The organism is Pseudomonas sp. FME51 (assembly GCF_014897305.1).
In genome coordinates this window covers 264584-279743 of record NZ_JABUYN010000003.1, presented here as the reverse complement: position 1 = coordinate 279743, position 15160 = coordinate 264584, and the positions used below count along the sequence as shown (strand labels likewise).

15 protein-coding genes, 1 tRNA gene and 1 pseudogene are annotated in these 15160 nt (G+C 58.5%); 9 read left to right on the top strand and 8 right to left on the bottom strand.

Annotated elements, in window-relative coordinates:
* Positions 1-2: 2 nt before the first annotated feature.
* The 3 genes from INT39_RS07860 to tnpC are packed head-to-tail and all read left to right on the top strand — an operon-like array spanning position 3 to position 2143.
* A complete protein-coding gene (locus INT39_RS07860) occupies positions 3-272 on the top strand; it encodes a hypothetical protein (protein ID WP_172828695.1) in 270 nt (89 codons plus the stop codon).
* Complete coding sequence (gene tnpB / locus INT39_RS07855; RefSeq protein WP_226944610.1) at positions 247-606, top strand: IS66 family insertion sequence element accessory protein TnpB; 360 nt, start codon at positions 247-249, stop codon at positions 604-606. The genes INT39_RS07860 and tnpB overlap by 26 nt, the downstream gene beginning before the upstream one ends.
* Before the next feature lie 19 nt (positions 607-625).
* Positions 626-2143: an IS66 family transposase gene (gene tnpC / locus INT39_RS07850; RefSeq protein ID WP_090271536.1), complete on the top strand. Its 1518-nt coding sequence runs from the start codon at positions 626-628 to the stop codon at positions 2141-2143.
* A 658-nt stretch (positions 2144-2801) separates the two neighbouring features.
* Here the strand turns inward: tnpC and INT39_RS07845 are convergent.
* Positions 2802-2878, bottom strand: a tRNA-Arg gene (locus INT39_RS07845).
* A 307-nt stretch (positions 2879-3185) separates the two neighbouring features.
* On the opposite strand from INT39_RS07845, the gene INT39_RS07840 reads away from it, so the two are divergent.
* Positions 3186-3524, top strand: a complete 339-nt coding sequence (locus INT39_RS07840; RefSeq protein WP_193073458.1) for a c-type cytochrome — start codon at positions 3186-3188, stop codon at positions 3522-3524.
* Positions 3525-3575: 51 nt separating this feature from the next.
* Here INT39_RS07840 and rep read toward each other — a convergent pair whose 3' ends face one another.
* On the bottom strand, positions 3576-5582 hold the full coding sequence (rep, locus tag INT39_RS07835; protein WP_193073403.1) for a DNA helicase Rep: 2007 nt from the start codon (positions 5580-5582) through the stop codon (positions 3576-3578).
* A gap of 474 nt (positions 5583-6056) precedes the next feature.
* Between rep and INT39_RS07830 the strand changes: the two are divergent.
* Positions 6057-6947, top strand: a pseudogene (locus tag INT39_RS07830) (putative bifunctional diguanylate cyclase/phosphodiesterase); the annotation flags it as partial.
* A gap of 22 nt (positions 6948-6969) precedes the next feature.
* On the opposite strand, the gene INT39_RS07825 reads toward INT39_RS07830, so the two are convergent.
* Together INT39_RS07825 and INT39_RS07820 are read right to left on the bottom strand one after the other, a co-directional pair.
* On the bottom strand, positions 6970-8487 hold the full coding sequence (locus INT39_RS07825; protein WP_193073401.1) for a YifB family Mg chelatase-like AAA ATPase: 1518 nt from the start codon (positions 8485-8487) through the stop codon (positions 6970-6972).
* A 42-nt stretch (positions 8488-8529) separates the two neighbouring features.
* Positions 8530-8772: an accessory factor UbiK family protein gene (locus tag INT39_RS07820; RefSeq protein ID WP_193073400.1), complete on the bottom strand. Its 243-nt coding sequence runs from the start codon at positions 8770-8772 to the stop codon at positions 8530-8532.
* A gap of 470 nt (positions 8773-9242) precedes the next feature.
* Here INT39_RS07820 and glnK point away from each other — a divergent pair, with 470 nt between their 5' ends.
* The 4 genes from glnK to INT39_RS07800 all read left to right on the top strand — a co-directional run bounded on the left by glnK (position 9243) and on the right by INT39_RS07800 (position 11943).
* Positions 9243-9581 (top strand): P-II family nitrogen regulator, encoded by a 339-nt coding sequence (glnK, locus tag INT39_RS07815; protein WP_193073457.1) that lies wholly within the window; start codon positions 9243-9245, stop codon positions 9579-9581.
* 50 nt (positions 9582-9631) lie between these two features.
* The gene (locus INT39_RS07810) at positions 9632-10876 is read left to right on the top strand and encodes an ammonium transporter (protein WP_193073399.1); all 1245 of its coding nucleotides are present in this window, start codon (positions 9632-9634) and stop codon (positions 10874-10876) included.
* A 204-nt stretch (positions 10877-11080) separates the two neighbouring features.
* Entirely contained in the window at positions 11081-11536 is a 456-nt protein-coding gene (locus INT39_RS07805) for a hypothetical protein (RefSeq protein ID WP_193073398.1), read from the top strand.
* Positions 11537-11637: 101 nt separating this feature from the next.
* The gene (locus INT39_RS07800; protein ID WP_193073397.1) at positions 11638-11943 is read left to right on the top strand and encodes a hypothetical protein; all 306 of its coding nucleotides are present in this window, start codon (positions 11638-11640) and stop codon (positions 11941-11943) included.
* A 57-nt stretch (positions 11944-12000) separates the two neighbouring features.
* On the opposite strand, the gene INT39_RS07795 is transcribed toward INT39_RS07800, so the two are convergent.
* From INT39_RS07795 to dapF, 4 genes are read right to left on the bottom strand one after another with little or no spacing between them, the layout of a single operon-like run.
* The gene (locus tag INT39_RS07795; protein WP_193073396.1) at positions 12001-12699 is read right to left on the bottom strand and encodes an HAD family hydrolase; all 699 of its coding nucleotides are present in this window, start codon (positions 12697-12699) and stop codon (positions 12001-12003) included.
* 17 nt (positions 12700-12716) lie between these two features.
* Positions 12717-13610: a tyrosine recombinase XerC gene (gene xerC / locus INT39_RS07790; protein WP_193073456.1), complete on the bottom strand. Its 894-nt coding sequence runs from the start codon at positions 13608-13610 to the stop codon at positions 12717-12719.
* 14 nt (positions 13611-13624) lie between these two features.
* The gene (locus INT39_RS07785) at positions 13625-14332 is read right to left on the bottom strand and encodes a DUF484 family protein (protein WP_193073395.1); all 708 of its coding nucleotides are present in this window, start codon (positions 14330-14332) and stop codon (positions 13625-13627) included.
* Entirely contained in the window at positions 14329-15159 is an 831-nt protein-coding gene (gene dapF, locus INT39_RS07780) for a diaminopimelate epimerase (protein WP_193073394.1), read from the bottom strand. The genes INT39_RS07785 and dapF overlap by 4 nt, the downstream gene beginning before the upstream one ends.
* Position 15160: the final 1 nt, after the last annotated feature.

Below are 15160 nucleotides of genomic sequence, written 5' to 3'. Positions count from 1 at the left end.
GTATGTTTAGTAGAAACTTTGTCGATACCGATGGTCCTGAGTATGCATTGCATATCGAACCGATCATAGTAAAGCCGGATGCTCAAGAGCTTGGTTTCGCCCAGCTAGGCGGCGCGTCAACTTGCAAGGTGTTGTCAATTTTAGATGTGCCTCCGGATGAGCGTAACCGCTCCATAAACCCCACCTACAACCAACGTTCTGTTCGCGCCATGCTGACCTCCCGTATTCCCTCTGGAGGTTTTTCTCATGATGCGCCCAGGTGCCAAGGTTAAAAAAGTCTACCTGTACCCGAAGCCGGTGGACTTCAGAAAGTCCATCGGCGGGCTGTCAGCCCTGGTCGAGCTGGATATAAAGGCGGCGGTGTTCGACCCGGTGCTGTTTGTGTTTCTCAACCGGGCGCGCAACAGGGTGAAGATCCTGTATTGGGAGCGCAACGGTTTCTGTCTCTGGCTCAAGCGTCTGGAGGCTGAACGGTTCAAGGCGCCACCGGATATCCGGGACGATGCTATCGAGCTGACCGCAGAGGAGTTGAACTGGATGCTCGATGGTTTTGACCTGTGGCGCAACCGGCCACACAAGGTGTTGAGACCGCGCTATGTAGCCTGACGCTGGTATAATCCACGGCATGATTTCGCTCCCCGACATCCTGCCGAACGACCCGGATCAGCTCAAGCATTTGCTGATGCAGATGCAATCTCGCGTATCGCAGTTGCAGGAAGAAAACACGCTGCTGCGTCAGCGTCTATTCGGGCGCAAATCAGAGCAAAGTGCTGATCCGAGTTCTCCGCAGCTGGGCATGTTCAACGAAGCCGAAAGCCTGGCCAATGAAACACCCGCTGAAGATGACGAAGAAACAGTTGCTCCCGTATCGGTGAAGAAGCGTGGCAAGCGTAAGCCGCTACCAGCAGAACTGCCGCGCATTGAAGTGATACATGAGCTGCCCGAGCATGAACTGACCTGTGACTGCGGTTGCCGTAAGCAGGCCATCGGTGAAGAAACCAGCGAGCAGCTGGAAATCATCCCGATGCAGATCCGGGTGATCAAACACATCCGCAAGGTCTACGCCTGCAAGGGTTGCGAAACGGCACCGGTCACGGCTGACAAGCCCGCCCAGTTAATTGAAAAGAGCATGGCCAGTCCCAGCGTCCTGGCCATGTTGCTGACCACCAAGTATGTCGACGGGTTGCCACTGCACCGCTTCGAGAAAGTGCTGAGTCGCCACGGCATCGAACTGTCCAGGCAAACACTGGCTCGCTGGGTCATCCAATGCGGCGAGCACCTGCAACCGCTGGTTAACCTGCTGCGTGACCGGTTACTGGAAGGCCCACTGATCCACTGTGATGAAACTCGCCTGCAAGTACTGAAAGAACCGGATCGTGATCCGACCAGTCAATCCTGGATGTGGGTGCAGACGGGCGGGCCGCCCGATCATCCGGTTGTGCTGTTTGATTACACATCCAACCGTGCCCAGGATGTACCCTTGCGCTTGCTTGAAGGTTATCGGGGTTACCTGATGACCGATGACTATGCGGGCTACAACGCGGTGGCTGAACAGGACGGTATTGAGCGCCTGGGCTGCTGGGCGCATGCCCGACGCAAGTTCATCGAAGCACAAAAAGCGCAGCCCAAAGGTAAGACCGGGCGCGCCGATATGGCGCTGAGCCTGATCAACAAGCTGTACGGCATCGAGCGTGAAGGCAAGGATGTAAACGCCGGGCAGCGCCTGCTGCTGCGCCAGCAGAAAGGTGAACCGGTACTGACTCAGCTCAAAGCCTGGCTGGACAAGACGCATGGCCAGGTAACGCCGCAAAGTGCACTGGGTAAAGCAGTCGGCTATCTGGCCAGCAACTGGAGCAAACTGATCCGCTACACCGAGGCTGGGCACCTACCGATCGACAATAACCCTGCCGAGCGCGCCATCCGCCCATTCGTCATCGGTCGTAAAAACTGGCTGTTCAGCGATACGCCGAAGGGTGCTCACGCCAGCGCCCTGATCTACAGTCTGGTCGAAACCGCCAAGGCCAATGGACAGGAGCCCTATGCTTGGCTGCGGTATGTGTTGGAACGGCTGCCGCTGGCCAGTAACGCCGAAGAACTGGAAGCGCTGCTGCCTTGGAACTGCGGGCAGGTCGCTATTTACTGATCCCGTTGCAAGGCGGGGTTTATGGAGCGCTTACGGATGAGCGCGTGCTTACTGTCACCTCAATGGGCCACTGCGATAACGAGGTTGAGAAAGTTCTTCCGCTACGGTTCGCGAAGCATTACTACAGCAGCCACAAGTCCACAGTCGACAACCCTCACCTCTCGCAAGGGTGCTGCATAGCTACAGGTACGGCTTTGCTTATTCAGGTAGTCAAGTAGCCAGCAGCCAACTAGCGAGGACGCTGATCTCGACAAGCTTTGGAGCGATGCGCCTGTCCATTTGCTCCGAGTGGTTGGCAATTAGCGAAACGGGGATGCCCAGCTCGCATGACAGTATTCGATCTTAGGTCAAACGACATTGGGCTGTAATCGCTTTGACTGCTTGCTCGAGAGGTGCAATGCATCGACTGGAACAGAGATATGGCTCGGGAGGCAGTACTCAAAATCCAACTGATCTGAAAATGCAGAAAATCTGGTGGGCACGGTTTGGGCACATTCTGGGCACAGGGCTTTTTCAGCTGATTTTTATTAGCCGAGGGCAGGTGTCATTAGGACTGTTCTGATAGGAACGAAAAAATGAGTACTTTTTTCTGTGACCACAGATTCGGGCACAAGAAAATGGACTGCTGCGAGATTAAATTCTTGATTCTAAAGGAATATGGCGCACCCGACTGGATTCGAACCAGTGACCCCTGCCTTCGGAGGGCAGTACTCTATCCAGCTGAGCTACGGGTGCGTAAGGGCCGCCATGATACGCATAGATCCACCGTTCGTCCATGGTTTCGGTACAATGTTCGGCGTGTTGCCGGTTGGGTCCCGGGTGCGGCGGCTTGTCGCTGAGAGATGTTGCTGTTTTGCCGCATAAGGGTTTACCGGTATACTCGCGCTCATTGTCCGGGCACCGTACTTGGGCTCATACCTATAGCCATGATGAGGATGTATAAGTGACGATTGTGAAAAAATTACTGGCTGCCTCCGCCGCCACGCTTGCCCTTGTTGCCGGCAACTCTTTTGCGACTACCGACGAGGCGATCGCCGAGCGCGTGAAGCCCTACGGTAGCGTCTGTGTCGTAGGCGATCCATGCGCTGAAGCAGTAGCTGCAGCACCGGCTGCTGGTAGTGAAGCTGCTGCCGGTGGTACTTCCCAGGGCGAGTCCCTGTTTAGCGCCAAGGCTTGCGTCGCTTGCCATAGCGTGGACAACAAGGTGGTTGGTCCGGCGCTGAAGGAAGTGGCTGCCAAATACGCCGGTGATGCGGACCACATCATTGCCAGCATCAAGAACGGTTCCACTGGCAACTGGGGCCCTATCCCTATGCCACCGAACGCAGTCAATGATGAAGAAGCCGCTGCTCTGGCTGAGTGGATTCTGTCCCTCAACTGAGTTGAGTCAGGCTGTAAAGAAAAACCACCCATTGCGGTGGTTTTTCTGTTTCTAACGGCCGAGCATACTGCGGATGTCTGACAGCGCGCTGTTGCCACGTGCCTGCTTCTGTTCCACGGGGACGTCTTCGGTGCCTTCCCATTCCAGATCTTCGCTGGGCAGCTCATCCAGAAAGCGGCTGGGCAGACAATCGATGATTTCACCGAACTGGCGGCGGCGGGCGGCGAAGGTGAAGGTCAGGTTGCGCTTGGCGCGGGTGATGGCGACGTAGGCCAGGCGGCGCTCTTCGTCGACGCTGTCGGCTTCGATGCTGGAGCGGTGCGGCAGGATCTCTTCTTCCATGCCGAGTACGTACACGTGCGGATACTCCAGGCCCTTGGAGGCGTGCATGGTCATCAGCTGCACGCGGTCGGCGTCTTCTTCCTCTTCCTGACGCTCAAGCATGTCACGCAGCACCAGTTTGGCGATGGCGTCTTCGAAGGTGGTTTCGCCGGTTTCGTCGCGGTCCATGGTGTTCTTCAGCGAGTCCATCAGGAACCAGACGTTGCCCATGCGCTTGGCGGCGATCTCGTCGCTGGAGCAGTTCTGGCGCAGCCAGTTCTCATAATCCAGGTCCATGACCATGCTGCGCAGCGCGGCGATGGGTTCATTCTGCGCGCATTGTTTTCGTACGTTTTCCAGCCAGTGGCCGAAACGCTGTAAGCGCTCGCAGTAGCGTGGTTCCATGTGCTCGGCCAGGCCCATCTCGGTGCAGGCGGCAAACAGGCTGACATCACGCTGTTTGGCATAGGTGCTGAGCTTTTCCAGGGTGGCTGGGCCGATTTCACGGCGTGGCACGTTGATCACCCGCAGCAGGGCATTGTCGTCGTCCGGGTTGACCAGCAGGCGGAAGTAGGACATCAGATCCTTGACCTCCTGGCGCCCGAAAAAGCTGGTGCCGCCAGACAGGTGATAAGGAATCTGGTGATGTTGCAGTTTGAGTTCGATCAGCCGTGACTGATGGTTGCCACGGTAGAGAATGGCGATGTCCTTCCAGGGGATCCGGTGCTTCAGGTGCAGGTTCTGGATATCGGTGGCGACACGCTCGGCCTCGGCGTCTTCGTTGCGGCAGCGGATGACGCGGATCGGGTCGCCATAACCCAGCTCGCTCCACAGTTGTTTCTCGAATACGTGCGGATTGTTGGCGATCAGGGTGTTGGCGGCTTTCAGAATGCGGCTGGTGGAGCGGTAGTTCTGCTCCAGCATGACCACTTTCAATGCCGGGAAGTCTTCTTTCAGTTGCGCGAGGTTTTCGGGGCGGGCGCCGCGCCAGGCGTAGATCGACTGGTCGTCATCCCCCACCACGGTGAAGCGCGCCTGATTGCCGACCAGCATCTTTACCAGCAGGTACTGACTGGCATTGGTGTCCTGATACTCGTCGACCAGCATGTAGCGGATGCGAAACTGCCATTTTTCCAGTACATCAGGGTGGTTCTGAAACAGCAGCACCGGGATCAGAATGAGATCGTCAAAATCGACCGCGTTGTAGGCCTTTAGAGTGCGGTTGTAGTGCGTGTAGACGCTGGCGGCCGTTTGCTGCTGCGGCGTTTTGGCCGCGGCGAGTGCTTCCTCCGGGGTGATCAGGTCGTTCTTCCAGGAAGAGATCTGTGACTGGATGCCTTCCGCACCGTCATCGGCGCCGTAATCTTTCTGCATCAGATCGTTGATCAGCGCCTGGGCGTCGTTCTGGTCAAAGATGGAGAATCCCGGCTTGTAGCCCAGCCGCTGATGCTCCTTGCGGATGATGTTCAGGCCCAGGTTGTGGAAGGTGGAGACGGTCAGGCCACGACCCTCCGAGCCGCGCAACAGGGAGCTGACGCGTTCCTTCATTTCCCGGGCAGCCTTGTTGGTGAAGGTGACCGCGACGATATTCTGCGCGCGTAAGCCGCATTCCTTGATCAGGTAGGCGATCTTGCGTGTGATCACGCTGGTCTTGCCGCTTCCGGCGCCGGCCAGCACAAGCATGGGACCACCGATGTAGTGGACTGCTTCCTGTTGACGGGGATTGAGTTGCGACACATTGACCTCACGCTAGGTTGGGTGCGCGATTCTAGCATAGGGTATGCTACCCGCTCGGCGGGAAAAGCTCGACATCATGATGGCCAAAAGCTACGCTGGGGCACGCTGCGATTTAATAGCATGTTGAGACGAGAGGGTATTTTGTCTTCGGATAGATCTTTGCAACGGATTGTAGTGCTGGATGACACGGAAGCCGCTGAACAGCTGGTCAGTCGTCTGATATCCGCGGGAGCACCTGAGGTCGTCATTGCGCCGGGCTGGGAGCAGATTTCTACTCTGCTGACGCCCGGACAGCTATGCGTGCTGTTGGTGCGCGCGTCTTTCCTGCCCGTGCCCGATCAATATGATGTTCCCGTGGTGCTGCTTGCCGAGCACGCGGACGCTTTGCCGGATGGCATTGCCGACAGCATCGGGGAACAGGCTGGCGCCAGCGAGCTGCTCCGTTGCCTGCGCTACGCCAGCGAGCGACACCAGCTGCAATCCGCGCTGATCCGGGCCGCGAATGCCTCGCAGATATTGCAAGACGGCATCAGTCTGCAGACCCCCCGTCAGATTGAATTGGAGGTACAGCTGCGCCGAGCGCTGCGCAGTAATGAGCTGGAATTGCACTACCAGCCCCGCGTGGAGCTGAGCAGCGGCAAGATCATCGGTGTGGAGGGGCTCATTCGCTGGCGCCATCCCCAGCGTGGTTTGCTGGGACCGAATGAATTCATTCCGTTGGCTGAAGAGAATGGGTTGATCGTACCTATGGGCTATTGGGTCATCGCCCGCGCTTGTCATGATCTGAGGATTCTGCAGCGCCGAGGTATCGGCCTGAATGTTGCGGTCAACATGTCGTTTCGGCAGTTTCTCGACAGCCGCCTGCTGGCGACTGTTGAGCGCCTGATAGAGGAAACCGGTATCGATGCGAGGCTGCTCGAATTCGAGTTGACTGAAACAGCCATCATGCAGCGTCCTGATCAAGTGGCGCTGGCCATGAACGGCATGACCGGGCTTGGCGTGCGGTTTTCCCTGGATGATTTCGGTACCGGATTCTCCTCCTTCGTGCACCTTCACAAATTACCGATCAACCTGCTCAAGCTCGACAGGAGCTTTGTGAGGGGCATTGCTGATCGACCAGCGGACCGGCAGCTGGTGATGGCGATGATCGAAATGGGGCACAACCTCGGACTCGAAGTGGTCGCCGAAGGCGTGGAGCTACGTACTCAGATGGACGTTCTCCGCGGATTGGGTTGCGACCAGATTCAGGGATTCTTCATCAGCCCGGCGCTGCCCTTTGACGAGCTGTGCTACTTCGCTGAGGCTTATGGCACAGGGCGAAGCGATATCCTGAGCCGGCCTGCCAGACCTGTCACTTGCGAGTGAGACGGTCCTGGGGCCGATCCCTCTAAGGCAGTCCACTCTGCGGCTGACGGTCCAGCTGCCGATACTGCAGGGCCTCCGCCAGATGCGGTCGACCGATTTTTGCGGTCTGCTCCAGATCCGCTAGGGTCCGCGCCACCTTCATGGCGCGATGACTGGCTCGTCGCGATAACCCCAGTTGTTCCACTGCCTGTTCCAGCCATGCAGCGTCGGCCTGTTGCAGCGCACAATGTTGCCGTACACCGGCCAAGTCGAGATGTGCATTCAGGCAGCCCTGACGCTTGAGCTGCTGGTCCCGGGCTGCCGCTACCCAGGTGGCAGCTTCGGTGCTGTCGGGTTTGCCGTAGGCCTCGCCGGTAAGGCTGAAGGCTTCATTGTGCATGCCCAGGTGCAGATCGATACGGTCAAGCAATGGACCGGATAGTTTGCTGCGGTAGCGTTCCACCTGTTCCGGTGAGCAGCGGCAGCGGCCCGAAGGGTCCCCCTGATAGCCGCAGGGGCAGGGGTTCATGGCGGCGATGAGCTGAAAACGTGCTGGAAAGGTCAGTTGTTCGCGGGCGCGAGCGATGTGGATTTCGCCAGATTCCATGGGCTCGCGGAGCATCTCCAGCACCTTGCGATCAAATTCCGGCAGCTCATCAAGAAAAAGAACGCCATGGTGAGCTTGGCTTATCTCCCCTGGTCGCGGTTGGCTGCCACCGCCGACCAGTGCTGCTGCCGATGCGCCATGATGAGGCGCACGAAAAGGGCGGGTCGGCCAATGCTGCAACATATCGCGGCCGCACACCGATTGAATCGCTGCCACTTCCAGTGCTTCATCTTCCTCCAATGCTGGCAGAATGCCCGGCAGACGGCTGGCGAGCAGCGTTTTGCCGGTGCCCGGTGGGCCGAACAGCAGTAAGTTGTGCGACCCGGCGGCGGCGATGATCAGTGCGCGCTTTGCTTGAGCCTGGCCTTGCACGTCGCGCAGGTCGGGCAGGCTATCGGTGGTGGACGGGCTGGCATTGCACTCCACGGGTGACAACAATTGCTCGCCGCGCAGATGCTCGCAGAGTTCCAGCAGATGGTCGGCGGCGATGATGGTAACGCCGCGCACCAGCGCAGCTTCTGCGGCATTAGCGCGCGGCAGCAGCAAAGTACGTTGGTTGTCCCGGCAGGCCAGTGCGGCTGGCAGAGCGCCCTGTACCGGTCGCAGTTCACCCGATAGCGCGAGTTCACCCAGTACTTCGCAATGCACCAGGCTGGCGGCGGGTATTTGCCCGCTGGCTACCAGCAGGCCAAGGGCGATAGCCAGATCGAAGCGTCCGCCTTCCTTGGGTAGATCGGCAGGGGCCAGGTTGATGGTGATGCGTTTCAGGCTGGGAAACTCCAGTCGGGCATTCTGCAGAGCGCTGCGCACCCGATCCTTGCTTTCCCGCACGGCGGTTTCCGGTAGCCCCACCAGCGCCAGGCCCGGCATGCCGTTGGCCAGGTGTACTTCAACAGTGACAGCGGGGGCCTGAACACCCAGTTTGGCGCGGCTGTGAACAATCGCCAGGGACATTGATCACTCCTTGATCGCCTCCCTTGGGAGGCAGCGGTTCCGTTAGGGTTTCTGTTCCAGCTCCGCGACCCGCTTCTCCAGCGCTTCAAGACGTTCCCGGGTGCGCAGCAATACCGCTTGCTGGGTTTCAAATTCTTCCCGGCTGACTACGTCCAGCTTGGCCAGCGCGCTTTGCACCAAGGCTTTGAATTGGCTTTCCAGTTCGGCGGTGGGCCGCGCGCCGTCGCTCATCAGCAGGCGGGCAGCCTGGTTGCCTACGGTATCAAACAAGACTTTATGCAGCATGGGCGCTTCCGTTTTCGATAACTGAATAAGGGCCGGTCTCGACCGGTTTTGCTGTGTCGAGTCTAACATCAGGCCCCTTGCGTCCCAAATGCCGATAAGCGAGACATTGCCCAGCCTTGGCGCACTTTTGTGGGTTGCATGCTTCTTGTTGGTGCAATCACCGTTCCCAGAGTCTCCAGATTCGCACCGCTGGAAAGTAACTAATTGATAAATATGGAAAATCAAAACATGGCAGGGTTTCTGCACTGATCAGGGTAGCCGGATCCTGCTTGTGACCGAAACAGGGCAGTGTCGGAAATGTGATTCGGCGCACGGTGTGGGAGGGGAATGTCCATTCAGTTGCCTCGCGGAGCAGCTGATTAGGTGGTTTATCCGCACATCCATGCAAAGTCCGATTTTAAAAGGCCTTAACTCGGCATAGACTTGTCCTGTCCCCCAGGGCAGTCCATCTAACGGGAGTGAGTATGAACATGAAATTAGTAACGGCTGTTATCAAGCCATTCAAGCTGGACGACGTTCGGGAGTCGCTTTCCGAGATCGGCGTTCAGGGCATTACCGTGACCGAGGTAAAAGGGTTTGGCCGGCAGAAGGGCCACACCGAGCTGTATCGCGGCGCGGAATACGTGGTGGACTTCCTGCCCAAGGTCAAGATTGAAGTGGCCATTGGTGAAGACATGCTGGACCGCGTCATCGAAGCCATCACCAAGGCGGCCAATACCGGCAAGATCGGCGATGGCAAGATCTTCGTTGTGGCGCTGGAGCAGGCCATTCGTATCAGAACAGGCGAGACCGGCACTGACGCCATCTAACGCTTCGTTTCGCTGTATGCAGTAATAAAGCCTATCTGGGGGGCTTGATTATGAACGACATCGTACAACTCAAGTACGCGTTGGATACGTTCTACTTTCTGGTGTGTGCTGTGCTGGTGATGTGGATGGCATGTGGTTTTGCCATGCTCGAGGCTGGTCTGGTACGCACCAAGAGTACGACTGAAATTCTCGCCAAGAACATCGCGCTTTTCGCTATTGCGTCGATCATGTATCTGCTGGTGGGCTACTACATCATGTACTCATCAGATGGCTCCGTTTTCCCAAGCCTGGGTATGCTGATTGGTAATGAAAACACGGCTGAGGCGGTAATGGCGGGTGGCGATGATGCACCTTATTACTCCAGCCGAGCGGACTTCTTCTTTCAGATCGTGTTTGCTGGGGCCTGTATGTCAATCGTCTCGGGGGCAGTTGCCGAGCGGATGAAGCTGTGGGCATTCCTGTTGTTCGCGGTCATCATGACCGGCTTTATCTACCCCATTCAGGGGGCCTGGAGCTGGGGTGGTGGTTGGTTGAGCGAGATCGGTTACTCCGATTACGCGGGTTCGGGCATCGTGCACATGGCGGGCGCAACGGCGGCACTGGCCGGCGTTATACTGCTGGGTGCGCGTAAGGGCAAATATGGACCCAATGGACAGATCAATGCCATTCCCGGCTGTAACCTGACCCTGTCGACACTGGGTATTTTCATCCTATGGATGGGGTGGTTCGGCTTCAATGGCGGCTCCGAGCTGAAAATTTCCGACATCGAATCGGCCAATAACGTGGCGCAGGTGATGGTCAATACCAACCTGGCAGCAGCGGGTGGGCTGATCGGGGCGATGATCGTATCGCGTCTGTTGTTCGGCAAGACGGACCTGACCATGCTGCTCAATGGTGCGCTGGCCGGCCTGGTGTCCATTACCGCCGATCCACTGTCACCCAACGCCTTGAGTGCCGTGCTGGTAGGGGCTGTGGGTGGAGTGATCGTGGTTTTCAGCGTATTGGCGCTGGATCGGGTGAAGATCGATGACCCGGCAGGTGCTATCTCCGCCCACGGATCGGCAGGTATCTGGGGTGTGCTGGCGGTCCCGCTGACCAATGCGGACGCCACCTTTGGCGGGCAACTGTTGGGTGTGGTGGCGATCTTCAGCTGGGTATTCATTGCCAGTCTGATTGTCTGGGGCATCATCAAGGCAGTGATGGGCATCCGGGTATCGGCGGCGGAAGAATACGAGGGGGTGGATATCTCCGAATGCGGTATGGAAGCCTACCCCGAGTTCACCAGCAATAAGTGATCTGCCAACGCGGGATATTCAACACGACTCGTTTTTTAACGCAGGGCGCCGCAGGTAACCGGGCGCCCTGCCTGCCTATGGGAAGCCAATTTCTGACGGTGTTTCCAAGCCGCTTGCGGGCACCACCATGAGAAAACAGCAAACTTGCCGGCTCCACTGCAGTCCAACGCGAAGACCCTAATCAGTTCGCCAAGGGAGATCTGCATGAAAGCTGAGACGTACGATTACTTGCTGGAATGGACCAGTGCACTGCACACCATCATCGCCGAACGTATGGAGGAGGCTCTGACTGCCGATGTCGATCAGCGCAGCCGTTGGCTGATGGAATACGTGGCCGGGCACGAGCGTGATATCGCCCGGACCGTGGACCAGTTTCGCGCGCAGGCGGGCAAAGCGGAAAGCCGAACCTGGTTGTATGAGCATATCGGTGAGGACCTGCCACCCCGCGCAGACTGGGAATTGAGCTTTGTCGGCAAGGACTTCAATGAAATCAATGAGCAGCTGTTCAAGCTGCACGATCAGCTGATCGAAGTGTATACCTCCATGACCGGCCGGGCGCCCATACCAGCGGCTGCGGAGCTGATGAACAGTATGCTGGCGCTGGAGGAAGGCGAAACCCGCCGCCTGGCCGAACAATGCGGACGCCTGCAGGATCTTTGATTGACTGAATTATCACATCGATAACAAAAGAATTTGCATCTACCTCTGGTCAAATCCCTCTGTTGCGCTATATATAGCCAAGTTTCAAGCGGAGGAATGCCATGAGCGAAGACGATATCGAAGATGATGACCTGCAGGACGAAGAAGTGGACAACAGTAATGTTGATGAAGCCGATGAAATGGAGGCTGATGAAGAGCCTGAAGTAAAGCCGCGGAAGAAAGCTGCAGCCCGGGAAGACCCGCTGGAAGGGCTGTCACCGGAAGCCAAGGCGCGTGAGCGAGATATGCTGGCGCGGCAGATGGAAGAGTTTCTGGCCCGTGGCGGCAAGGTTCAGGAGGTCGACAACAACGCACTGCGTGATCCACCGAAGAAGCCCGACGGGAAATACGGCAGCCGGCCGATCTGACATGTCGTGGTTTTGACGAGCCCGTCGCTGCGGGCTCGTTGCATTTACGTCGGGCTTTCAGCCTCGATAATTGCGCAACCAGTCGGGGATTTCGCTCAGGCAGCGCACCTCGCCATGGGGCCGTTCCAGGTCCGTCCATTCCAGCCCCAGCCGATTGAACCACAGCGTATGTAACCCGACTTCACGGGCGCCCTGGATGTCATCTACCGGGTGATCGCCGATATGCAGTGCCTGATGCGGCTCGACACCGGCGCGTTCCAGTGCGGCGAGAAAGGGCGCGGGATCGGGTTTGCTCAGGCCGACTTCATCGGCGGAGACGATGATCTTGAAATACTTCTCCAATCCCAGCCGGCGCACGTCGGCGTTGCCGTTGGAAATCGTCGCCAACTGGTAATGCTTGGCCAGCTCTTCCAGCAGCGGCTCACAGTGAGGGAAGAAGGTCAGCGCGTGGCGTGCTTCGAGAAACACTTCAAACCCCGCCAGTGACAGCTCTGCCGCCTGCTCGGGGGTATAGCCGGCCTTGCGCAGCCCGCGCTCGAGAATGGCAATGCGCAGCGCGGTAACGCGATGACGCAGCGCAGGGTCACTTGCCAGTACCTCGTTACGCACGGCGCGTCGGGCCTCCTGATCCAGGCGTTGAGTGAATAGGGGGGCGTGCTGGTCCAGCCATTCCAGCAGCGCCTGCTCGGCGGCGGCCACCACCGACTCGGTTTCCCACAGGGTGTTGTCCAGGTCGAATGTCAGCAGTTGAAACATGGGTTCAGGCTCGTTGATCAGTCATCAGATTTGCGTTTGGCGCGGGGATGGGCGCTGTCGTACACCTCAGCCAAGTGCTGAAAGTCCAGATGAGTGTACACCTGTGTGGTGCTGATATCGGCATGCCCCAACAACTCCTGAACGGCGCGCAGGTCTCCGGACGACTCTAGCAGGTGGCTGGCAAAGGAATGTCGAAGCATGTGCGGGTGCAGATGCTGGCCGATATGCTCGGCGCCGTAGCGGCGCACGCGCAGCTGAATGGCCCTTGGCGTCAGGCGCCGGCCCTGCATGCCGACAAACATCGGCTGTGCAGGGTCATTGACCACCGGGCGGACGTTGAACCAGCTGCGCAGCGCCTGGCGTGCCATGCGGCCGACCGGCAGAATACGGGTCTTGTCGCCCTTGCCGATCACCCGCACCTCGCCAGCATCCAGGTCGAGTCGGTCCATGTTCAGTGTGGCCAATTCCGACAGCCGCAGGCCGGAGGAGTAGAGCAGCTCCAGCATGGCGTGGTCGCGAACGGCCAACCAATCGTCTTCATCACCATTGTTGAGCAGCTGCGCTGCCAGATCGGCATCCAGAGCGCGCGGAAGTTTACGGGGGGATTTGGGTGCGCGCAGATCCAGTGCCGGGTTATGACGGCAGCGGCGTTCGCGCAACAGATAACGGTACAGACTGCGCACCGCACTCAGTTCGCGCTGCAGACTGCGACCCGACAGACCGGACTGGTGGCGACTGGCAATATACAGGCGTAACAGGGCGGTATCGACGGCGTTCCAGTCGCTGACCTGATGTTCGGTCAGAAAGCGGCACAGGCTGTCCAGATCGTGCTGGTAGGCATCCAGTGTACGGGGCGATAACTGCCGCTCATTGCGCAGGTGGCCGATGAAGCTTTCCAGCTCCGCCAGCAGCGGCGCGCCAGCCACTACAGGCTCCGGGGCTCGCTACTCAGCGGACGCTGACGCAGCAGGACCCGGGCCAGCGCATCGGCGATATAACTGAGAAACAGCGTCCCGGTCGCACTGCGGTACTGCTGCGGATCACGGCTGCCCAGTGCCAACACGCCATGCAGACCCTGATGTTGGATAGGCGCCAAGGCGGTGGAGGCAACCTCGGTCCCTTTATCCCCGAACAGAAAGGTCAGTTCATCGCTGCGCAGGACGCCACTGAGGGTCTTGCCGCTATCCAGCAGGTGACCGATGGCATCGCGAGCGGCGGCGTGGCTGACGCTGCGCGTGTTGCAGATACGCTGGGTTTCACTGAACAGGATCAGACTGACAAAAGGCACCTGAAAATCGTCGCGCAGGCTGTCTTCGATGCTGGCGATCACCTCTTCCACATCGTGCGATTCCAGCAGGCTGAGGATCAAGCGGCGGCTTTTCTCGAACAGCCGGTCATTCTCCCGGGCCACTTCCATCAGTTGGCTCAGGCGGTGACGCACGTCGATGTTACGCTCGCGCAGCAGCTTGACCTGACGCTCCACAAGAGACACGGCTTGCCCGGACTGATGGGGAATGAACAGGTCAGGCAGCAGCTCGTCGTGTTCGACGAAGAACGCCGGATGTCGACGCAGATAGTCAGCCACAACAGTGGAGTCCAGCTCAGGAGCTGGCGGCAGAGGCGTTTCGCTCATATGCGTATGTGTCCTTCATAAACCCGACTGGCGGGGCCGGTCATCATGACCGGCTGGCCGGGACCGGCCCATTCGATTTTCAGGTAGCCGCCGGGCAGACGTATGGTCACCGGCGACGTCAGATGCCCGAGCTGAATACCCGCCACTGCTGCGGCACAGGCACCCGTGCCGCAGGCCTGGGTTTCACCCACGCCGCGCTCATGTACGCGCAGCCGGGCCTGGTGCTGATCCACCAGCTGCATGAAGCCTGCATTCACCCGATTGGCAAAGCGGGGGTGGTGCTCGATCAGCGGGCCCAACTCACCTACCGGATAGGTATCCAGATCATCCACCAGGGTTATACAGTGCGGGTTGCCCATGGACAGCGCTGAGATGTCCAGCGTCTGGCCATTGACCTCCAGTGGATAGCTCACGGCTTCGCGGTCGGCAGTAAAGGGAATCTCTGACGGCGTGAAACGGGGCGCGCCCATGTTCACTGTCACCTGACCATCGCGGCGGACCTGCAGAGTGATCAGACCGCCTGCAGTTTCGACCTGAATTTCCGATTTGGCTGTCAGTCGCTTGTCCTGCACGAAGCGGGCGAAACAGCGGGCGCCATTGCCGCACTGTTCCACTTCGCTGCCGTCGGCGTTATAGATGCGATAACGGAAATCCACATCGGGATTGCTCGGCGGTTCCACCACCAGCAGCTGATCAAACCCTATGCCCAAGTAGCGATCGCTCCACTGGCGGATCAGCTTCGGTGACAGCTGTGCGTGCTGGGTTACCAGGTCGATGACCATGAAGTCATTGCCCAGTCCGTGCATCTTGGTGAATCGCAGCAGCATG